This is a genomic window from Collinsella aerofaciens, assembly GCF_040926405.1.
Taxonomy (GTDB): Bacteria; Actinomycetota; Coriobacteriia; order Coriobacteriales; family Coriobacteriaceae; genus Collinsella.
Window position 1 is genome coordinate 20557 of sequence record NZ_JBCOIG010000008.1, and the last position, 20419, is coordinate 40975.

Sequence of the window (20419 nt, forward strand, 5' to 3'; positions counted from 1 at the left end):
AGGGCTGCCCGCCAGACAACTAAGGAGATTCTTGTGGCAACTCAGAAATTCACCGGCGTTATCCCTCCCGTCGTTGTTCCCGATACCGAAGATCACCAGCTCGACGTTGCCTCCTTTGAGCGCAGCATCAACCGCATGATCGATGCCGGCGTCGATGGCTTGTTCTTCCTGGGCTCCTCGGGCGAGGTCGTCTTCTCCACCGACGAGCGTCGCCGTCAGATCATCGCCGAGGCCGTCCGTATCGTCGACCACCGCGTTCCCGTTCTGGTCGGCATCATCGACACCGAGACCGAGCGCATGATCGAGCACGGTAAGGTCGCTCAGGAGCTGGGCGCCGATGCTCTCGTCGCCACCTGCCCGTTCTATGCCCTGCAGGGCATGACCGAGGTCGAGGAGCACTTCCGCATCCTGCATGAGGAACTCGACCTGCCCATCTTCGCCTACGACATCCCCGTGTGTGTCCACACCAAGCTCCCCTGGAAGCTCCTTGCCAAGCTCGGTGCCGAGGGCGTTCTGGCCGGCGTCAAGGATTCCTCGGGTGATGACATCTCGTTCCGCTACCTCGTTCAGGAGAACGAGAAGAACGGCCATCCGATGAGCATCCTCACCGGTCACGAGGTTGTTGTCGACGGCGCTTACCTCGGTGGCGCCGACGGTTCCGTCCCGGGTCTCGCCAACGTTGAGCCCGAGGGCTACGTGCGTCAGTGGAAGGCCGCTCAGGCTGGTGACTGGGCTACCGTCAAGGCCGAGCAGGATCGCCTCAATGAGATTTCGCATATCTGGGATGTCACCTCGGGCGTCCAGGGCTATGCCGGTGGCGTCGGCGCCTTCAAGACCGCTATGAACCTCATGGGTATCTTCGACAGCCCGACCATGCCGCGCCCGGTGAAGGCCATGACCGGCGAGAACGTCGAGGCTATTAAGAAGGTCCTCCAGGACAACGGTCTCCTGTAAAGCTTCCCCGGGCACCCGATCTTGGGGCTCAAGCGGTCGAGCGTGACCCATTAGGTCAACGCCCGACCGCTTTCACCCCAACCTCGGACACCCGGGAAACCTTTACCAAGCTGCGGCGATAACGCAGCCTTCATTTCCTGTAGTTGTTTTTATCTCCTAAGGAGAGCGACATGGAGAACAAGTACGTCTGCTCTGTCGATATCGGCGGAACTAAGATCGCGACTGCCATCATGGAGTACCCGGCTGACGGTAGTGTGCCCCGTCCCGTCTTTGAGGCCGAGGTTCCCACCGAGGCCCAAGAGGGCGGCGAGGCCGTCTTCCAGCGTATCGAGGCGTCCATCAAGGCCGCTCTCGAGGCGAATCCCGATGTCGAGGTCCTTGGCGTCGGTATCGGCGCCGCCGGCGTCGTCGATCCCAAGACGGGCGCCATCGCGTATGCCAATGAGATCATGCCCGGCTGGTCCGGCGTTCAGTTGGGGCCGCGTCTGCGCGAGGACCTCGGTCTTCCCGTTGCCGTTGTGGGCGACGTGCAGGCTCATGCTCTGGGCGAGGCCCACTGGGGCGTCGGCAAGGGCAAGTTCTCCGTCTTGTGTCTTGGCATCGGCACGGGCATCGGCGGCGCATATGTCGAGAGCGGCCGCGTGATGCAGGGCTTCCATGGTGCTGCCGGTCATATGGGCCACATTGAGTGTTCGGCTGCCGCCGGCATTCCCTGCGCCTGCGGGCGTTCCGGCCATCTGGAGTCGGTTGCTTCGGGCACTTCCATTGGTCGAATGTACGATGAGCGTTTTGGCCGCGTCGACCCCAGCCGTCCTTCGGTCGGTCGCGATGTGAACGATCTGTGCCGTGCGGGCGACGCAAAGGCGACCGAGGTCATCCATGACGCCGGCTTTGCGCTGGGGGCCAGCTTGGGCTCGCTCGCTAACATCCTGGACCCTGAGGTCATCGTGCTTTCGGGCGGCGTGATTCACCAAGGTCCCGATTGGCGTTCGCAGACGTGGAAGGATTCGGTGCACAAGGGCTATGCCAGCCAGGCGCTCGATCCGCTTCAGGACACGCCGATCCTCATCGGTTCTCTGGAGGGCGATGCTCCGCTCATCGGTGCCGCCGAGCATCTTCTTGCTTCGTTGAAGTAAACATAACTACCAAGTGTGCCTTCTGAGGTGCCGCAGATTGACGTGAAAGAGGAGCGAAGCGTACTTCGGTACGCGAGCGACGGTTTGAACGTCAAGGTGCGGCGTCTCAGAAGGCTGTTTTGAGAAAGGTTGAGTCGAACATGACCGTTGATCCTTTGATCCAGTCCCTGAAGGGCAAGCTCGTCGTGAGCGTTCAGGCGTATATGGGCGAGCCGCTTCGTACGCCCGAGACCATGGCGCAAATGTCTCGCGCTTGCGAGCTCGGCGGCGCCGCCGCCATTCGCTGCCAGGGCCTTGCCGACATTGCCGCCATTAAGGGTCGCTGTGAGGTTCCCGTCATCGGCCTGTGGAAGGATGGGCACGAGGGCGTTTACATCACGCCGACGCTGCGTCACGCTCGCGCCTGCGTTGCTGCCGGTGCCGATATCGTGGCGATCGACGCCACCGATCGTCCGCGCCCCGATGGCAAGACGGTCGAGGATACCTTCCGCCCGCTGCACGAGGAGGGTGTGCTCCTGATGGCGGATTGTGCCACCATCGAGGATATTCGCCGTGCTGTTGATATGGGCTTTGACCTGGTATCCACCACGCTTTCTCACGGCGTCGCCGCCATCGACTGCACCATGGCCGATGGCCCCGACCTGCCGCTCCTGCGTCAGGCGACTGAGGAATTCCCCGGCCTTCCTATCATTTGCGAGGGTCGCGTGCATACGCCCGAGGAGGCTCGCGCCGCGATCGATGCTGGCGCCTGGGCCGTTGTCGTCGGCACCGCCATCACGCACCCCACGAGTATTACGAGTTGGTTCAAGGCTGCACTTGAGGCGTAAGACAGGCCTCGTATCCGCTCGGGGCGGTATACTCAATATAGGCAATTGACCGCGCGGGATCCGGGTTGCTGGGTCCCGCGCTTGTTTTCGGGAGGCAGCACATGCAAAAGGGAGATGCCATGGATGCGGCGGAGCGCTCGGAGCGCATCCCCGATATCGTCATCATCACCGGAATGTCCGGATCGGGCCGCACACAGGCCATGCACGTGTTCGAGGACATGGGCTATTTTTGCATCGATAACCTGCCTCCGCGTCTCATCGCCCAGCTTGCCGAGCTCGTCGGCATCAATACGGGCGTGGGCAGGCATCTCGCCGTCACCTGTGACCTGCGCAGCCAGGGCTTGTTCGATGAGCTGCTCGATGCCGTTGCCGCACTCGAGGAGCGCGAGATGAGCTGTGACATCGTGTTTCTCGAGGCCTCTGACGAGGTGCTGATCCGTCGTTATAGCGAAAACCGCCGCCGCCATCCCATTGCCAAGCCGGGGGAGACTACGGCCGATGCGATTCAGCGCGAGCGCCTGCAGCTGCAGGGTGTGCGCGACCGAGCCGATATGATCATCGACACGAGCCGCCTGCGTACCTCTGCCCTGCGCAACAAATTGCGCATGGCGTTCTCCGAGTTGTCCGACCAGCAGCTCATGGACGTTCACGTGTTCTCGTTTGGCTTTAAGCACGGTATGCCCGTTGAGGCGGACATTATGATCGACGTTCGCTTCCTGCCCAATCCGTTCTACGATCCCGAGATGCGCACCATGACCGGTCTCGATAAGAAGGTCTCCGACTTTGTTCTGGACCATCCCAAGACCCAGGAGTTCTGGAAAGCTTGGACGCAGCTGCTCGATACGGTGATGCCGGGCTATATCGCGGAGGGCAAGCCACAGCTTTCTATTGCCATCGGCTGCACGGGCGGTCAACACCGCAGCGTTGCCATCGCCGAGGCCACGGCACGTTATTTGGAAGGCGCTCAATATCACGTGAGCATTTCCCACCGCGACCTGTCGCGCGCCAACACGAAAGCATAGGCCTGCATGTCGTTTACCGCCGAGGTGCGTGACGAACTCGCGCGCTGCGAACCCGAATGTGAATACTGCGATTTGTCGACGCTTGCCGCCCTGACGCGTGTGAGCGGTACACTTTCGCTGGCCGGCTCCGGGCGGTATCGTTTGACGGTCGCGACCGAGACGGGCGCCGTCGCGCGCACGATGATCACACTGACGCATCGCATCCTTAAGCTCAAAACGGAATTCACCGTTCGTAAATCTGTATTGCATAAGGTTCGAAACTACCTCATCACCTTGCCTGATCAGCCAGACCTGGATAAGGCTCTGGTGCTGCTGGGCATCCTCGACCGCAGGGGAGGACTTGTCGCCGGCGTGCCCCGACATATCGTTGCCCGTCCCTGCTGCAGGCTTGCCTATATCCGCGGCGCGCTCATCGCGGGCGGCTTCGTGGCCGATCCACGCGGCGATTTTCATTTGGAGATCGCGGTGCAGGGCGAGCAATATGCCAAGGGGCTTTGCGATCTGTTGGAGCAGATTGGGGTCCATGCTCGTGTTAATGCGCGGCGGGGGTCATATGCCGTGTACATTAAGAGCGCCGAGGAGATCGAGCAGCTCCTAAAGCTGGTCGGCGCCAAGCGCAGCGTTGCCGAGATCGAGGAAGCGCGCGCGGTCAAATTGGTTAAGAACGACGTAAACCGTCGCGTGAACGCCGAGCTCGCCAACCAGACCAGAAGCGCCGGTGCCGCCCAGCATCAGCTTGCGTTGATCGATGAGCTCGAGCAGCGTGGCCTTCGCGATGCGCTTCCGGATGCCTTGGCGGTCTTTTGCGACCTGCGCGAGCGCTACCCCGATCTGTCACTGCGTGATTTGGGGGAGATGGCTGACCCTCCCTTGTCGAAGTCGGCCCTCTACCATCGTGTTTTACGGCTTGAAAAGCTCATTGAAGCAAACAGGTAGTTTGAAGTATCGACTTATATATGGATTTAACTGCTATTTTAGTCTTTAAAACGTTTTAACGTAAATTTGATTTTCAATTTCGAGCATTCTCGTGAAATTCAAGTCAAAAAAAAGGTATATTAGGCGAGTGGTTAGTTTGTGGGCCTCAACGGCGGGCGCTGTAGCTCGCGGGGGCCTTACGAAAGGAGACACAATGGCAGTAAAGGTTGCTATTAACGGCTTCGGTCGCATCGGTCGTCTGGCTTTCCGTCAGATGTTCGGTCATGAGGGCTCCGAGATCGTCGCTATCAACGACCTCACCTCTCCCGATATGCTCGCTTACCTGCTGAAGTACGACTCCACGCAGGGCAACTACGCTCGCGATCACGAGGTCGTTGCTGGCGAGGATTCCATCACCGTTGACGGCAAGGAGATCAAGATCTACAAGGAGGCCGACGCCAACAACCTGCCTTGGGGCGACCTCGACGTTGACGTCGTTCTCGAGTGCACCGGCTTCTACACCAGCAAGGCTAAGGCTCAGGCCCACATCAACGCTGGCGCCAAGAAGGTCGTCATCTCCGCTCCGGCTGGCAGCGATCTGCCCACCATCGTGTACAACGTCAACCATGAGACGCTGACCGCTGAGGACAACATCATCTCCGCTGCTTCCTGCACCACCAACTGCCTCGCCCCGATGGCCAAGGGTCTGAACGACTTCGCTCCCATCGTGTCCGGCATCATGACCACCATTCACGCCTGGACTGGCGACCAGATGCCGCTCGACGGCCCGCAGCGCAAGGGCAACAAGCGTCGTAGCCGCGCCTGCGCCGTTAACATCGTCCCCAACACCACCGGTGCTGCCAAGGCTATCGGCCTGGTTCTCCCCGAGCTCAACGGTAAGCTCATCGGTGCCGCCCAGCGCGTCCCGACGCCGACCGGCTCCATCACCAACCTCTACGCTGTCGTTGACAAGAAGGTCACCGTCGACGAGGTCAACGCCGCTATGAAGGCCTACGCTGCCACCATCTCCGAGACCTTCGGCTACAACGAGGACGACATCGTCTCCACCGACATCATCGGCGAGACCCACGGCTCCATCTTCGACGCCACTCAGACCATGTGCTCTGACCTCGGCAACGGTCAGACCCTCGTTCAGGTCACCTCTTGGTACGACAACGAGAACTCCTACACCTCTCAGATGGTCCGCACCATCAAGTACTTCGAGAAGTTCGTTGCTTAATTTAGCTTTTAGCGAATAGCTCGTTGAGCGTCTAAAGAAGGGCGCGGCCTTATAGGGCTTACACCCTAGGGTCGCGCCCTTTTTATAAGAAATCGTCTGCCGTAATGGGAGGCAGACACGTACGAAAGGTAGAAGCAAACATGGCCTTTACCAAGAAGACCGTTCGCGACATCGATGTCGACGGCAAGCGCGTTCTCGTCCGCGTTGACTTCAACGTGCCTATCAAGGATGGCGTCGTTGGCGACACCACCCGTATCAAGGCTGCCCTGCCCACCATCAACTATCTCGTTGAGCACAACGCTCGCGTCATCCTCATGAGCCACCTCGGCCGTCCCGAGGGCACCGGCTTCCAGCCCGAGCTCTCCCTTGAGCCTGTCGCCAAGAAGCTCGCCGAGCTCTCTGGTCTCGACGTTGCCTTTGTCGCCGACACCTACGGCGAGAAGGCTGCTGAGGCTGTTGCCGCCGTCGAGCCGGGCAAGGTCCTCGTTCTCGAGAACGTCCGCTTCGATAAGCGTGAGAAGAAGAACGATCCCGAGATCGCCAAGAAGCTCGCTTCCTATGGTGACGTCTTCGTTCTCGATGCCTTCGGCACCGCTCACCGCGCCCAGGGTTCCGTCGTGGGCCCCGCCGCTTACCTGCCTGCCGTCGCCGGCTTCCTGCTCGAGAAGGAGGTCGACACGCTGACCGGCATCTTCGCCGAGCCCGAGCGCCCCTTCGTCGCCATCGTCGGCGGTTCCAAGGTTTCCTCCAAGATCGGCGTTCTCGATCACCTCATCGACTCCGCTGACACCCTGATCATAGGTGGCGGCATGGCCTACACCTTCTTCCTGGCTCAGGGCCTGTCCGTTGGTCAGTCCCTCAAGGAAGAGGACTGGGTCGAGCGCGCCGGCGAGATGCTCAAGAAGGCTGAGGAGAAGGGTGTCAAGATCCTGCTCCCCATCGACAACCGCGTTGCCGATCACTTTGGCGAGGACGCTGTTCCCGAGGTTGTCGCTTCCGACGCTATCCCCGACGATCGTGAGGGTATGGACATCGGTCCTAAGACCGAGGAGCTCTACGCCGAGGCCGTCAAGGGCGCCAAGACTGTGTTCTGGAATGGCCCCATGGGCGTCTTCGAGTTCGACAACTTCGCTCACGGCACCCAGGCTATCGCCGAGGCTGTCGCCGAGGCCGACTGCACCTCGATCATCGGCGGTGGCGACTCTGTCGCGGCTGTCAACAAGTTCAACCTGGCCGACAAGATGAGCTGGATCTCCACCGGTGGTGGCGCTTCCATGGAGCTCGTCGAGGGTAAGGCCCTGCCCGGAGTGGAGGCGCTTCTCGATGCCTAATCGCACCCTTCTCATCGCTGGTAACTGGAAGATGAACAACGACGTCGCCGAGGCCGCCAAACTCGCCGACGAGCTGGCTCAGGCTCTGCCCGAGGTTCCGGCTGGCGTCGAGGTGCTCGTCTGCCCTCCGACCATCGACATCACCACGGTTCATGACCGCATTCAGGCTGCCCCCATCGCCCTCGGTGCACAGAACGTGTACTGGGAGGCCAAGGGTGCCTTCACCGGCGAGTCCTCTTGCGACATGCTCAAGTCCGCTGGCTGCACCTACTGCATCATCGGTCACTCCGAGCGTCGCGACTACTTCCACGAGACCGACGAGGATCAGAACAAGAAGGCCAAGGCTCTCGTTGCCGCCGGTCTTGTTCCCGTCTTCTGCTGCGGCGAGTCCCTCGAGGTCCGCGAGGCTGGCACCTATGTCGAGCACGTCGTGAACCAGGTCAAGGCTGGCCTTGCTGGCCTTGAGATCACCTGCCCCAAGCAGGTCGTCGTCGCCTACGAGCCCATCTGGGCCATCGGCACCGGCAAGACCGCTACCGCCGAGGACGCTCAGGAGGTCTGCGGCGCTATCCGTGAGACCCTCAAGGAGATGTTCGGCGAGGAGCTCGCCGACGGCATCCGCGTTCTCTACGGCGGTTCCGCCAAGCCCGGCAACATTGCCGAGCTCGTCGCCAAGCCCGACGTTGACGGCGCCCTCGTGGGCGGCGCTTCGCTCAAGGCTGCCGACTTCGCCTCTATGGTCGTCAAGGCAGGCGAGTAGGACATATGGCACAGCGTCATCTTCCTGCACTCCTGATCATCATGGATGGTTGCGGCCTTGCTCCGGCCGATGGCGAGAACGCCGTCGCCGCTGCCAAGACGCCCTTCCTTGATAGCCTGTACGAGAAGTACCCCCACACCACGCTCGGCGCTTCGGGCGAGGACGTGGGTCTTCCCGATGGCCAGATGGGTAACTCCGAGGTGGGTCACCTCAACATCGGTGCCGGACGCATCGTGTTCCAGGAGCTTTCGCGCATCAACAACGCCATCAAGGACGGCTCCATCGCCAAGAACGAGGTTTTTGTCAAGGCTATGGACGACGTCAAGGCTGACGGCAAGACTCTCCACCTCATGGGCCTTATGAGCCCTGGCGGTGTTCATTCTCACATGAACCACGTCGAGGCTCTGGTCAAGATGGCTGCCGAGCACGGTGTCAAGACCGTTCGCGTCCACGCCTTCATGGATGGCCGCGACGTCGACCCGCAGTCCGGTGCTGGCTACATGAGCGAGTTCTGCGCCTTCCTGGCCAAGATTTCCGAGGAGACCGGTTGCGACGCTCGCGTTGCCACCGTCTCGGGTCGTTATTGGGCGATGGACCGCGACAACCGTTGGGAGCGCATCCAGCGCGCCTACGACGTCATGGTCAACGCGTCCGATGCTGATACCGACCCCGTTGCCGGTATCAAGGCCTACTACGAGAAGGACCCGCGCGGCGATGAGTTCGTCGAGCCCTTCGCTGCCCACAACGAGGGCATTCACGAGGGCGACGCGGCCATCTTCTTCAACTTCCGTCCCGACCGCGCTCGTCAGATGACCCGCGTGTTCACGGACAAGGAGTTCGACGGCTTTGAGCGCGAGCAGATCAAGCTTTCGCACTTTGTGACGATGACCGAGTACGATCCGACGTTTGACGTCGAGGTCGCCTTCCCCAAGACGTTCCCCGAGAACGTCCTGGCCGACGTTATCGCCGCCAATGGCCTGAAGCAGCTGCACACTGCCGAGACCGAGAAGTACGCCCACGTGACGTTCTTCCTCAACGGTGGCATCGAGGAGCCCAAGGAGGGCGAGGAGCGCGTGCTCGTCGCTTCCCCCAAGGTCGCTACCTACGATCTGCAGCCCGAGATGAGCGCTCCCAAGGTTACCGAGAAGCTCGTCGCCGCCATCAACGAGGATCGCGCTGATTTCTACATCGTGAACTTCGCGAACTGCGACATGGTTGGTCACACCGGTGTCTTCGACGCTGCCGTTAAGGCTGTCGAGGCTGTTGACGATGCCCTGTCCAAGGTTGTCCCGGCGATTCTCGCCAAGGGCGGCTTTGCACTGATTACCGCCGACCACGGCAACGCCGATCACATGTTTGACGTTGCTTCCGACGGTTCCAAGCATCCGTTTACGGCTCACACCACCAACCGCGTGCCGTTCATCATCGTTGATGAGAAGGCACAGCTCACCGGTATCGAGGACGGCCGTCTTTCCGATATCGCTCCGACCATGCTCACCATGGCTGGTATTGAGCCTTCCGCCGAGATGACGGGCCGCGTGCTCGCCACCGAGGCCTAATAGAAAACAAATACCGTTTTCTAGTAAGGGGGTTGTCCACAACCGGACAACCCCCTTTTTGGTATTTCTGCCATTTCTACCCCGTCCCCGAGTGGCAGGTAGGGGAGAGCGGGGGATTGTGGTACAGTACTGGAGTTAGAACTGTTCTATTAAGGAGCTTATCTATGGGTCCGTTCCAGATTCTTCTGTTTGTCGTTTGGGCTGTCTCTGCCGTGGCGCTGACGATTCTCGTCCTGATGCATTCCGGTAAGGGCACCGGCGTTTCGGATATGATCGCTAGCTCGCTGTATAACTCCAGCTCTGCCACGGGCGTCATGGAGCAGAACCTCGATCGCCTGACGGTAATTATGGCCGTTGTTTTTGCCGTGTGCGTCGTCCTGTGCATGTTCTTCTTCCCGCAGGGCATCGTCGGCTACTAAGCATCGGCGTATATACGTTTGTAATGGGTCTTGCAGGTGCGGGACCCTTTTTGTTTACATATTTGTAACAGAGTCAAAATATCCCCACATACTTCGCCCAACTAAAGAAATTCTTGACCGTTGACCGGAATTAGCCCCAAATCGTGCATAAAATGCGCTACAGTATTGCGAAACGTTGGTCCGTTGTGCATAACCAGCCATAGCAACGGGCGGCGTTTTAATGGTTCGGATCGGATTGTCTCGACATGTGTCCGACTGAACATTTCTTTGTCCTATCTCATAAGGAGGATGGCATGGCTGATTCTATGTTCCACCAGCCCGTTATGGGTCGTCGCGCCTTCGTTGGCGGTACCCTTGCTGCGAGCTCCATGGCTTTTCTTGCCGCATGCGGCAAGAAGGGCGGCGACGCTTCCGGTTCTGAGTCCGGTTCGACGCTGAACTTCTACATCAACAACCCGGTCTGCATCGACCCCTACAACGTCCAGGAGGACCAGGGCACTCAGGTCGAGTATCAGCTCTTTGACGCTCTGACCTCTTACGACGCCGAGAAGGGCGAGATCGTTCCGCTGGCTTGCGAGTCCTTTGAGTCCAACGACGACGCCACCGAGTTTACCTTCAAGATCAAGAAGGCCAAGTTCCACAACGGTGACGACGTTACCTCCAAGTCCTTCAAGCTCGGTTGGGAGCGTCTGGTCAACACCAAGTCGGCCATCGCTACCGAGTACGGCCCTTCCGAGGTCTCCTATCACCTTTCCATGGTCGAGGGATATGACGACCTGCTTGCCGGTAACGCTACCGAGCTCAGCGGCGTTACGTGCCCCGACGATGAGACCCTCGTCGTCAAGCTGTCTTCCGCTTACGCTGACTTCCCCTTCGTCGCCTCTCATCCGGCTCTGGCCCCGGTTCCCGAGTGCGCCGAGTCCGATGTCAAGAGCTTCTATCTTGCCCCGGTCGGTAACGGCCCGTTCATGATGGACGGCAAGTGGGAGGATGGCCAGGAGATTAACGTCAAGAAGTTCGACGATTACTATGGCGACAAGGCCAAGATCGATGGCATCCACTTCCAGGTCATCAAGGACATGGAGACCGCTTACAAGGAGTTCCAGGCCGGTAACCTCGATGTCTGCGACGTTCCCGTCGCTCAGATCGATGCCGCCAAGAAGGATCGCGGCGTGTCCAAGGACGGCTACACCATGGGTGACGGCGAGCGCATGCTGCTCGGCGCCGAGCCTTCCACGTACTATCTGACCTGCAACACCACGGCCGAGCCGTTCAACAACGCCGACCTGCGTAGGGGCATCTCCCTGGCCATCAACCGTGAGGCCATCTGCAAGACCATCTTCAAGGGTACCCGTACCCCTGCCGACGGCATTGTTCCTCCGGGCATCGATGGCTACAAGGAGGGCGCATGGGAGTTCTGCGCCTACGATGTCGACAAGGCTAACGAGTACCTCGACAAGGTTGCTCCCGCTGGCGCTAACGGGGATCGTGGCATTAGCGTGACCCTGTCCTACAACCAGGACGGCGGTCACAAGGAGATCATGGAGTCCATCATCGGCGACCTCGCCAAGGTTGGCGTTACCGCTGTCTCCGATACCCCTGAGTGGTCTGCCCTGCTCGAGCAGTATCAGAACTTTAACTATCAGTTCGGTCGTCTGGGTTGGATTGCCGACTACCCGATCATGGACAACTTCCTGTATCCGCTGTTCCACTCCGACTCAATCGGTGGCGACAACCGCTCCGGTTACAACAATCCCGAGTTCGACGCCAAGGTCGACGAGGCTCGTACTATTGTTGACGACGAGGAGCGCGTCGCTAAGATGCAGGAGGCCGACGCAATGGTCGCTGCCGACTGCCCGGTCATCCCGATTATGTTCTACACGCACACCATCGCCGGCTCCGATCGCATCAAGCACCTCTATGTCGATCCGCAGAAGCACGCCGATCTGGGTACCGCTGAGCTCGCCTAAGAGTTTGCAGCTTCCGTGAGGGTCAAGTATTTACGTAGACCTCATGGGAAACATACAGTTCTCCCTAACCTGGGGTAAACTGGCTGATGGTAATTTTGGGATGCCGGTCTGGCGATCGGCATCCCATTTAGGTTAATCCCTAGATAGGGGAGTGGTATGGGTAAGTACATCGTTAAACGTGTGCTTCAGTTCATCCCGGTGTTTTTGGGCGTTACGCTGATTTTGTTCGCCCTCCAGAATATCGTGCCGGGAGATCCGATCAAGCTGATCGGTGGAGACAAGGCTCTGTCCCCCGAGGTGGAGCTTCAGCTTCGCGTCCGCTATCACCTGGTCCAGACGGACGAGGACGGCAACGCGATCCTTGACGAGAACGGCGACCCCGTTCAAACGTCGCTCGTGGACCGTTACTTGTATTACATGAACGGCCTGCTTCATGGCGATCTGGGCAATTCGTATCAGCGCAAGCTGCCGGTTACGGAAATCTTTGCCCAGAAGTATCCGTATACGGTCAAACTTGCCGCGTGCGCCATCGTGCTCGAGGCAATTATGGGTATCGGTGCGGGTATCATTTCGGCGGTAAAGCGTTATTCCTTCTGGGATATTTTGGTAACGCTCACCACGTCGATCCTCGTTGCGGTCCCGGCCTTCTGGCTCGGTATGTTGCTGCAGCTGTTCTTTGGCGTCATCCTCAAGGACGCCACGGGCGGTGCAATCTCCATGCCGATCTCGGGTGCCGGCGGTTCCAGCTCTCAGTATCAGGATTGGATGCACTATGTGCTTCCGACCATTACGCTGGCTTCGGTTTCGACCGCTTATGCTGCGCGCATTATGCGCTCGCAGCTGCTTGACGTCATGAACCAGGATTACATTCGTACGGCAAAGGCCAAGGGTCTCTCCAATCGTGCGATCATCGTCAAGCATGCGCTTAAGAATGCACTCATCCCCGTCGTTACCTATATTGGTGTCGACTTTGGCGGCATGCTTTCGGGCGCCATCCTGACCGAGACGGTCTTTAACTGGCCCGGTATCGGCTATGAGGTCTATCGCGCCATTAGCATGCGTGACTGGCCCATCGTTATGGGCGGCGTTACGCTCATCATTGTCGTCGTCATGGTGATCAACCTGCTCGTCGACATTAGCTATGCATTCCTCGACCCGCGCATCCGCCTTGGCGGTCCGTCGGATAAGGCCTAAGGGAGGTACGTCTCATGCAGGAAACTGATTCTCAGTCTCAGGAGCAGGCTACCGCCACCAAGGTCGCGTCTGCTCCCGCCAAGTCCCGCACGCTGTGGGGCGACGCTTTTAAGCGTCTTCGTAAGAACAAGCTTGCCGTTATCGGTGTCTGCTGGATCATCATCGTCGTTGTGGTTGCCCTGACCGCAGATCTGTGGGCTAAGCCCTGGCTCGGTTCCCCGACGGCTTCCGACTCGACCACTATGGCCGAGACGTCGCTGTTGGCTCCGTGTGCCGAGCACCCGTTTGGCACCGACGCCCTAGGTCGTGACATTCTCGTCCGCGTTATCTACGGTGCACGTGTTTCGCTTTCCGTCGGTATTATGGCCACTGCGATCTCCACGGTGATTGGTCTGGTCATGGGTGCCCTAGCCGGTTTCTACGGCGGCATTTGGGATACGATCATCATGCGCTGCGCGGATATCTTCCTGGCATTCCCGTACGTGCTGTTCGTTGTCGCCATGATCGCCGTTATCGGCCGTGGTCTTCAGAACGTCTTTTTTGCCATCGGCATTCTCGGCTGGCCTTCGATTGCGCGCGTCTTCCGCTCTGCAATCTTGACGGTCAAGGAAAACGATTATGTTGACGCTGCGCGCGCGATGGGTGCATCTGATGCTCGTATCGTCGTGCGTCACATCTTCCCGAACTCCGTCGCCTCCATTGTGGTCTACGCGACCATGAACATTGGTGGCGCCATTCTGACCGAGTCCGCTCTGTCCTTCCTCGGCATGGGCGTTATTCCGCCTACGCCTTCGTGGGGCTCCATGATTCAGGACGGTCAGCAGTATCTTCTGACTGCTCCCTGGATGATGATCATGCCCGGTCTGGCAATTCTCTCGACGGTGCTCGCCTTCACCCTGCTGGGTGACGGTCTGCGCGACGCCCTCGACGTCAAGATGAAGGACGCATAAGGATGAAGAAGAACAAGAACTATGTGGACCTGAAGGACCAGCCGGTTCCCGAGGGCCAGCATCTGCTCGAGGTCGATGACCTTAAGATGTATTTCCACACCGAGGATGGCGTTGTTCGCGCTGTCGACGGTGTCTCCTACACGCTCGATCGCGGCGAGACCCTGGGCGTCGTCGGTGAGTCCGGCTCCGGTAAGTCCGTGACCGCCATGACCATCATGGGTCTTATCTCGATGCCTCCGGGAAAGATCGAGGGCGGCGACGTTCGCTATCGCGGTCGTTCTATCCTCGAGATGACCGAGGAAGAGATGCAGCACATTCGCGGTAACGACATCGCGATGATCTTCCAGGATCCTATGACCTCCTTGAACCCGGTCTATAAGATCGGCAAGCAGGTGGGCGAGGGTCTTCGTCTGCACCGCGGCTACTCCAAGCAGGAGGCGCTCAAGCGTGCCACCGAGCTTTTGGACCTCGTTGGTATTCCCGAGCCCGAGAAGCGCGTCAATGAGTATCCGCACCAGTTCTCTGGCGGTATGCGTCAGCGCGTCATGATTGCTATGGCTCTTGCCTGCGATCCCGATATCCTGATTGCCGACGAGCCCACGACGGCTCTGGACGTTACCATTCAGGCTCAGATTATCGAGCTCATGCAGGAGATGCAGGAGAAGAACGGCAACGCCATCATCATGATCACCCATGACCTGGGTGTCGTCGCTGATATGGCCGACAAGATCATGGTTATGTACGCCGGCCGTCCCGTCGAGTTCGGTACTGCTGAGGAAATCTTCTACGAGAGCCGCCACCCCTACACCTGGGGCCTTATCCGCTCCATCCCGGAGCAGGCCATCGATGAGAAGAAGCCGCTTACGCCGATTCATGGCAACCCGCCTTCGCTCATGAACCTGCCCGAGGGCTGCGTGTTCTCTCCTCGCTGCCCCTATGCGACGGATAAGTGCCGCAAGCAGCGCCCCGAGCGTTTTGTTACCGAGTCTTGTCACTATTCTGCGTGCCACTACGCTGGCGACCCCGAGTTCCTCAAGAACGCTCCTGTGACGTCCCGTACGCGCAAGGATTCCAAGAAGGGAGGCGAGGCGTAATGGCAGATACCAACGAGCGTACTCCGCTGCTGAAGGTCGAGCACCTCTCTAAGGAGTTCCCCGCTGAGTCCGGCATGTTCGCCAAGCGCTTCTCCAAGCGTGTCGTCTCTGCTGTAAATGACATCTCTTTTGAGATTTATCCTGGAGAGACCTTCGGTCTGGTTGGCGAGTCTGGTTGCGGTAAGTCCACCACGGGCCGTACCATCATGCGCCTGACCAAGCCGACCGCCGGTAAGGTGTTCTTCCAGGGCAAAGATGTTGCCGAGATGAGCAAGCATGAGATCAAGGACATGCGTCGCGAGATGCAGTTTATCTTCCAAGATCCTTATGCTTCGCTCAACCCTCGTATGACCATCGGTGAGATCGTCTCCGAGCCCATGACCATTCACGGCGTGGGCACCAAGGAGGAGCGCATTGAGCGCGTCCGCGAGCTTCTCGACGTTGTCGGACTGAACCCCGAGCACATCAACCGTTATCCGCATGAGTTCTCGGGCGGCCAGCGTCAGCGTGTCGGTATCGCCCGCGCTTTTGCGCTGAAGCCCAAGCTGATCATCTGCGACGAGCCGGTCTCCGCTCTGGATGTTTCCATTCAGGCCCAGGTTCTGAACCTGCTCAAGGAACTTCAGGACAAGTTCGGTACCGCGTATCTGTTTATCGCTCACGACCTGTCCGTCGTGCAGCACATTTCCGATCGCGTTGCCGTTATGTATCTGGGTAAGATGGTTGAGGTTTCGGACTGGAAGACGCTCTATAGCGAGCCTCACCATCCGTACACGCAGTCGCTGCTGTCTGCCGTACCGGTTCCCGACCCTGATATCCAGAAGACTCGCAAGCGTATCATCCTTGCCGGCGATCCGCCGTCACCGCTGGATCCGCCGACCGGCTGCCGTTTCCACACTCGCTGCCCGATCGCTCAGGGTATCTGCTCTGAGAAGCTTCCCGAGTTTAAGGAAGTCGCACCGGGCCACTGCTGTGCGTGCCACTTCGCGGAGCCGTTCCCGATCAAGGAATCGCACATCGACCTGTAGTCGGTTGTTATTGTCCGGGCCCGCCCTGAAGTTATTTTTCAGAACGTCCTCGGACATGCAAGAAACCCCCGCTGCGCACTTCGTGCGGCGGGGGTTTCTTGCGTCCTGCGGAGTGTTCTGAAAAATAACTTCAGGGCGGGCCCTGCGGTAACTCGGCAGGGGGAGTGCGATTCCTTGATCGCTCACTTAATCTGATGAGAAATTGAGTGAGGCCGGAGCTTTGGCTCCGGCCTCCTTATATAAGGGCTCGGCTTTGCCGAGCCACCAAATTTACATCAGCCCCCAGAACATGTTTGAGAACTGTGCCTGAAGTATGTATTTGCAGGCCCCGAATCGGTGTTGCCTCCCGGCGCATTCCGCAGGGGGAGCGATATTTTGCAGCACGAAGTGCGCAACAAAATATCGCTCATGCCCGAGGACACGCCGGGAGGCAACACCGATTCGGGGCCGAACATATAGATCTACCAGCGCATTTACAAATTCGTAAACTTTTTTGAAAAAAGTGCTTGCACAGTTCTCGAATCATAGGTTATTATCTACCTCGTTGAACGCGCGGGTCCAACAAAACGAACTGCGAATCAACAACATAGCATGTCGGAGTGGCGGAATTGGCAGACGCGCTAGCTTGAGGTGCTAGTGACCGCTTTTTGGTCATGCGGGTTCAAGTCCCGCCTCCGACACCATCGCATTTGAGAAGCCTCTTCGGAGGCTTTTTTGTTACCGATAGACGGTGAGGTCCACGATGGAAACGCTTGAGCGCAACGAGTGGGCAGACGTTGCCCAACTGGTCGAGATCACGAGCGATGCTGTCATCATCTGTGAGCTCGACGGAACCATTCTGCATGTGAATAATCGTTTGCTCGACCTGATGTGCGAGGAACGCGCTGACGTCATCGGTGGAGATGTTAAAGACGTTCTGTACTCGTCTGCCTTTGAGCGCGCGACCGAACATCGTCTGCCGTTTGAGACCGATGGCTCCGAGAGCGAGCTGATGCTCAAGTTGAGCGACGGGTCTTTTATTCCCGTCTTGGTTTGCGCAGGTTCCGTTACGCCTCCACGTATCTTTGGACGTCGTGCACCGCGTGTCCTGGTGGCGCTTCACAGCATCGAAGAGCAGTATTCCCACGATCGTCAGCTCAAACGTGCGCTATCGGAGCTTAGGGTGGCGAATAAACGCCTTTCGGGTACCCTTTCGGTCATTATGAGTACCGTGGGCTCCGATGAGCTCCCCAGCTTGCTCGATACCGTTTTGAATCAGCTCGTTGGAACGCTCGATGCCTCCGGTGCGGCTATCTATTTTTCCGAGAGCGGCGGCTTTAAGCTCCGCGGTGTTTCTAAGGAGCTTGAGGACAGCTATCTGCCCGAATTTTTGCCGTACGGCGCGGGTATTCCGACCTACGTGCTTCGCGAGTCGCGTGCCTGTCGCCTGTCGATTCAGCAGGACCTTGAGGGCGACCGGGTTGCTTCGGGTATGTTCATGGATTTGGACAATCGCTCCAAGCACTTGCTGCGCGTGCAGGATATGCCCCCGTATCGCAGCGAGATCTGTCTTCCCGTGTTTTACGGCACGCAGGTCCTTGGCGTGTTGGAAGTTGGCTGGAAACGCCCCCAGGCGCCACTTGCCTATGACGTTAACGTGCTCGAGGTCATTTGCGATTACCTGTCTATTCAGCTGGTCGGCATGGCGTCGAGCTTACGTTCGCGCCGCACGGCGGAGCTCGGCCGCTCACTCAATTTGCTGCGCGACGAACTGTTTACCTATCTCGAGGATCCCGTTGCCGCTTCGCGAGCGGTGTCGACGGAAATCTGCACGGTGCTCAATTGTCATTTCTGCCCCGTGGAATATGATGCGGGCCTCGAAACCTATGTCATCGATTTTGAGGGCGGCAGTCGTGTGGCGCTGCCGGACGATCCGGAGTCACTCTTCTTTTCTGTCACGGCGCCAGCTGCGCGCCTTGGGGCAGCCCCCGACGGGTTTGAGACATCGGTGTTGGGCGGGACGAGCGCTGACGATCTCAAGCACGTGCGCCTTACACGTGTGGACGAATCCACATCTATGGGTGCATGGTTGAGGGCCCACGGCCTACCGTGTCAGGGACTTTATGTCGACTCCGGCATCGAAGCGGGGCACTACCACTCGGAAGCGGATGGCAAACGAAGCAACGATGCGATCGTTCCCGCTGATATCGCCAAGGGGCCGACGAGGCGCGCTTTGCTGCTCCGGGATGGCAGCCAAGAACCAATTGACGACCTTGAATACGACTACCTGGTGCATCTGGCGCATGACTTTGAGCTGATCTATGAAGGCGAGTCTCAAAAGCGCGAAGAGCGTCATATCGCTCAGACGCTTCAGATTGGCATGAGAAATTCGCTTGGTGACGTTCCGGGCATTGCAACCGATTCGGTATATCTATCGGCAACGAATTCTGCGTTGGTCGGCGGCGACTTCTATACGCTTGTCCGTCTTCCCGACGATTGTGCCGTAATGATTTTGGGCGATGTATCCGGCAAGGGGATTGAGGCGGCGTCGATGTCGGCGCTCGTCAAGACAGCGCTGACGGCCTATGCCTGGGAGGGCGCGGGGCCTGCCCGTATGGCACGCTCACTCAATAGCATGCTCATGGGCTTTTCGAGGGTCGAGACGTTTGTGACGGCGTTTATCGCCAAGATCGATCTTAAAGCGGGTCGCGCAACCTATTGCTCTGCGGGGCATCCTCCCACTATGGTCATTAGGCCGTCGTCGACGCCGCTTGGTGGCGGTGAAGCCCGAGGCGGAGAAGTGGAGCTCCTTGGGTGCCAATCGGGCGTGATCGGTGCCTTTGAGAGCATGGTGTACGAGACGGGCGTGTTTACGTTCGCTCCTGGTGACATGCTATTTATGTATACCGACGGAACAATCGAAGCACGTGATCGCTCGGGTGCTTTCTTTGGCGAGCAGCGCCTTCGTGACCTTCTGCTCTCTGTCTCGGGTGAGGGCGTATCGGGAATCTGCAGCAAGGTCTTGGGCGAGCTTGACCGATTTACCGAATCGGCGCTGGACGATGACATTGCATTGGTGTCCCTTGAGTTTTTACAGGGTCGTTCATAGACGACGCTGGGCGGGCTGAATCCGCACGGTTGGGGAAACGAATGCATCGAGTGGGCTTTTTTGGGGAACCATGGTCGTATGAATGAGTGGAATGACATAGCGGTTTTGACGCCACCAGGCGATATCGACATCGCCACGGTGCCTGCGCTGCGTCGGCGGTTGGATGCTTTGATTGGCCGCGGCGTGCGTCGTGTTGTCATCAACTGTCAGGCTGTTAGCTTTATCGATTCGACGGGCTTGGCATTCCTGCTTACGCGCGCTCGTGAGCTCATGAGGCGAGAAGGCCTGCTTTCGCTCGTCAATGCATCAGGTGAAGTTGTTCGCTTTTTGGAGATTGCTCGTCTTGTCGATATCCTTCATGTCGCGGGGCCGGCACGGGAGTCTATTCCCGCCATTCCGGTGGGGGAGCTGCCTCGCTGGAGTAAGAGCGTCGAGGTCCGTCAGGGTATCGAGAATCTTCCATACTACCGACATCGCATCGCCGAACTCCTTGAATCGCTTCCGTTGCGCCGTGACGAGCGCTACGATGTCGCATTGGCGTCGGGGGAGGCGCTGGGTAATGCCTATGACCATGCGGGCGGTATCGGGTGCGTCCTGACGGTTCAGGCCTATGGCGATCGCGTTGTGGTTGAGGTGCTTGATCGGGGTGCCGGCTATTCTATCGATGAAACGAGCGAACCGGTCGCATCTGAGGAGCGCGGCCGTGGCATCAAGCTTATGCGTATGCTCGTCGATAACGTGGAGGTTGCTCGTCGTACGGACGGCGCCGGCACGCGCGTGCAGATGGTGAAGCTGTTTAGCGGAGCGCTGGAAACGTGTGCCTAGCCAATCGCTTTAGCGCGTTTAGCTACTAAGAACATGCGGCAGACAAGTTTTTTGAAAAAAGTACTTGCGTCTTTTGGACAACTCGCGTAAATTAATAACCCGCAAGC

The 20419-nt window shown here is 58.7% G+C and carries 17 protein-coding genes and 1 tRNA gene; all 18 read left to right on the top strand.

The genetic code is table 11. The features are described 5' to 3' along the window. Positions 1–33 precede the first annotated feature (33 nt). On the top strand, positions 34–954 hold the full coding sequence (locus AB5758_RS04410; protein ID WP_035138887.1) for a dihydrodipicolinate synthase family protein: 921 nt from the start codon (positions 34–36) through the stop codon (positions 952–954). Positions 955–1124: 170 nt separating this feature from the next. Further along, on the top strand, positions 1125–2090 hold the full coding sequence (locus AB5758_RS04415) for an ROK family protein (protein WP_195246821.1): 966 nt from the start codon (positions 1125–1127) through the stop codon (positions 2088–2090). 140 nt (positions 2091–2230) lie between these two features. After that, a complete protein-coding gene (locus AB5758_RS04420; RefSeq protein ID WP_022094877.1) occupies positions 2231–2917 on the top strand; it encodes an N-acetylmannosamine-6-phosphate 2-epimerase in 687 nt (228 codons plus the stop codon). A gap of 101 nt (positions 2918–3018) precedes the next feature. Further along, positions 3019–3939: an RNase adapter RapZ gene (gene rapZ / locus AB5758_RS04425; protein WP_022094878.1), complete on the top strand. Its 921-nt coding sequence runs from the start codon at positions 3019–3021 to the stop codon at positions 3937–3939. Positions 3940–3945: 6 nt separating this feature from the next. Beyond that, positions 3946–4875, top strand: coding sequence for a DNA-binding protein WhiA (gene whiA, locus AB5758_RS04430; protein ID WP_195246818.1), 930 nt, complete (start codon positions 3946–3948; stop codon positions 4873–4875). 193 nt (positions 4876–5068) lie between these two features. Then, complete coding sequence (gene gap, locus AB5758_RS04435) at positions 5069–6094, top strand: type I glyceraldehyde-3-phosphate dehydrogenase (RefSeq protein ID WP_022094880.1); 1026 nt, start codon at positions 5069–5071, stop codon at positions 6092–6094. A gap of 140 nt (positions 6095–6234) precedes the next feature. After that, positions 6235–7425: a phosphoglycerate kinase gene (locus AB5758_RS04440; RefSeq protein ID WP_006236149.1), complete on the top strand. Its 1191-nt coding sequence runs from the start codon at positions 6235–6237 to the stop codon at positions 7423–7425. Beyond that, positions 7418–8185: a triose-phosphate isomerase gene (gene tpiA, locus AB5758_RS04445; RefSeq protein ID WP_089572945.1), complete on the top strand. Its 768-nt coding sequence runs from the start codon at positions 7418–7420 to the stop codon at positions 8183–8185. Before AB5758_RS04440 ends, tpiA begins: the two co-directional genes overlap by 8 nt. A gap of 5 nt (positions 8186–8190) precedes the next feature. After that, positions 8191–9744 carry a 2,3-bisphosphoglycerate-independent phosphoglycerate mutase gene (gene gpmI, locus AB5758_RS04450; RefSeq protein ID WP_368141461.1) on the top strand — a complete coding sequence of 518 codons (1554 nt, stop codon included), beginning with the start codon at positions 8191–8193 and terminating at the stop codon, positions 9742–9744. 164 nt (positions 9745–9908) lie between these two features. After that, positions 9909–10163, top strand: coding sequence for a preprotein translocase subunit SecG (secG, locus tag AB5758_RS04455; RefSeq protein ID WP_006236144.1), 255 nt, complete (start codon positions 9909–9911; stop codon positions 10161–10163). 293 nt (positions 10164–10456) lie between these two features. Beyond that, positions 10457–12133, top strand: coding sequence for a peptide ABC transporter substrate-binding protein (locus AB5758_RS04460; protein WP_368141462.1), 1677 nt, complete (start codon positions 10457–10459; stop codon positions 12131–12133). A 156-nt stretch (positions 12134–12289) separates the two neighbouring features. Further along, positions 12290–13327 carry an ABC transporter permease gene (locus AB5758_RS04465; protein ID WP_368141463.1) on the top strand — a complete coding sequence of 346 codons (1038 nt, stop codon included), beginning with the start codon at positions 12290–12292 and terminating at the stop codon, positions 13325–13327. A gap of 14 nt (positions 13328–13341) precedes the next feature. Then, positions 13342–14277: an ABC transporter permease gene (locus tag AB5758_RS04470; RefSeq protein WP_368141464.1), complete on the top strand. Its 936-nt coding sequence runs from the start codon at positions 13342–13344 to the stop codon at positions 14275–14277. 2 nt (positions 14278–14279) lie between these two features. After that, positions 14280–15371 (top strand): ABC transporter ATP-binding protein, encoded by a 1092-nt coding sequence (locus AB5758_RS04475; protein WP_368141465.1) that lies wholly within the window; start codon positions 14280–14282, stop codon positions 15369–15371. Next, positions 15371–16399: an ABC transporter ATP-binding protein gene (locus AB5758_RS04480; protein WP_022094888.1), complete on the top strand. Its 1029-nt coding sequence runs from the start codon at positions 15371–15373 to the stop codon at positions 16397–16399. Before AB5758_RS04475 ends, AB5758_RS04480 begins: the two co-directional genes overlap by 1 nt. A gap of 593 nt (positions 16400–16992) precedes the next feature. Further along, positions 16993–17082 (top strand) — tRNA-Leu (locus AB5758_RS04485). 59 nt (positions 17083–17141) lie between these two features. After that, positions 17142–19487 (top strand): SpoIIE family protein phosphatase, encoded by a 2346-nt coding sequence (locus tag AB5758_RS04490; protein WP_368141466.1) that lies wholly within the window; start codon positions 17142–17144, stop codon positions 19485–19487. Positions 19488–19565: 78 nt separating this feature from the next. Further along, positions 19566–20312: an anti-sigma factor antagonist gene (locus AB5758_RS04495; protein WP_368141467.1), complete on the top strand. Its 747-nt coding sequence runs from the start codon at positions 19566–19568 to the stop codon at positions 20310–20312. Positions 20313–20419: the final 107 nt, after the last annotated feature.

Coding starts and splice junctions, on each gene's coding strand:
- gap (WP_022094880.1), top strand. CDS start 5,069: ATGGCAGTAAAGGTTGCTATTAACGGCTTCGGTCGCATCGGTCGTCTG.
- rapZ (WP_022094878.1), top strand. CDS start 3,019: ATGCAAAAGGGAGATGCCATGGATGCGGCGGAGCGCTCGGAGCGCATC.
- AB5758_RS04420 (WP_022094877.1), top strand. CDS start 2,231: ATGACCGTTGATCCTTTGATCCAGTCCCTGAAGGGCAAGCTCGTCGTG.
- AB5758_RS04460 (WP_368141462.1), top strand. CDS start 10,457: ATGGCTGATTCTATGTTCCACCAGCCCGTTATGGGTCGTCGCGCCTTC.
- AB5758_RS04440 (WP_006236149.1), top strand. CDS start 6,235: ATGGCCTTTACCAAGAAGACCGTTCGCGACATCGATGTCGACGGCAAG.
- AB5758_RS04480 (WP_022094888.1), top strand. CDS start 15,371: ATGGCAGATACCAACGAGCGTACTCCGCTGCTGAAGGTCGAGCACCTC.
- AB5758_RS04475 (WP_368141465.1), top strand. CDS start 14,280: ATGAAGAAGAACAAGAACTATGTGGACCTGAAGGACCAGCCGGTTCCC.
- AB5758_RS04490 (WP_368141466.1), top strand. CDS start 17,142: ATGGAAACGCTTGAGCGCAACGAGTGGGCAGACGTTGCCCAACTGGTC.
- AB5758_RS04495 (WP_368141467.1), top strand. CDS start 19,566: ATGAATGAGTGGAATGACATAGCGGTTTTGACGCCACCAGGCGATATC.
- whiA (WP_195246818.1), top strand. CDS start 3,946: ATGTCGTTTACCGCCGAGGTGCGTGACGAACTCGCGCGCTGCGAACCC.
- secG (WP_006236144.1), top strand. CDS start 9,909: ATGGGTCCGTTCCAGATTCTTCTGTTTGTCGTTTGGGCTGTCTCTGCC.
- AB5758_RS04415 (WP_195246821.1), top strand. CDS start 1,125: ATGGAGAACAAGTACGTCTGCTCTGTCGATATCGGCGGAACTAAGATC.
- tpiA (WP_089572945.1), top strand. CDS start 7,418: ATGCCTAATCGCACCCTTCTCATCGCTGGTAACTGGAAGATGAACAAC.
- AB5758_RS04465 (WP_368141463.1), top strand. CDS start 12,290: ATGGGTAAGTACATCGTTAAACGTGTGCTTCAGTTCATCCCGGTGTTT.
- gpmI (WP_368141461.1), top strand. CDS start 8,191: ATGGCACAGCGTCATCTTCCTGCACTCCTGATCATCATGGATGGTTGC.
- AB5758_RS04470 (WP_368141464.1), top strand. CDS start 13,342: ATGCAGGAAACTGATTCTCAGTCTCAGGAGCAGGCTACCGCCACCAAG.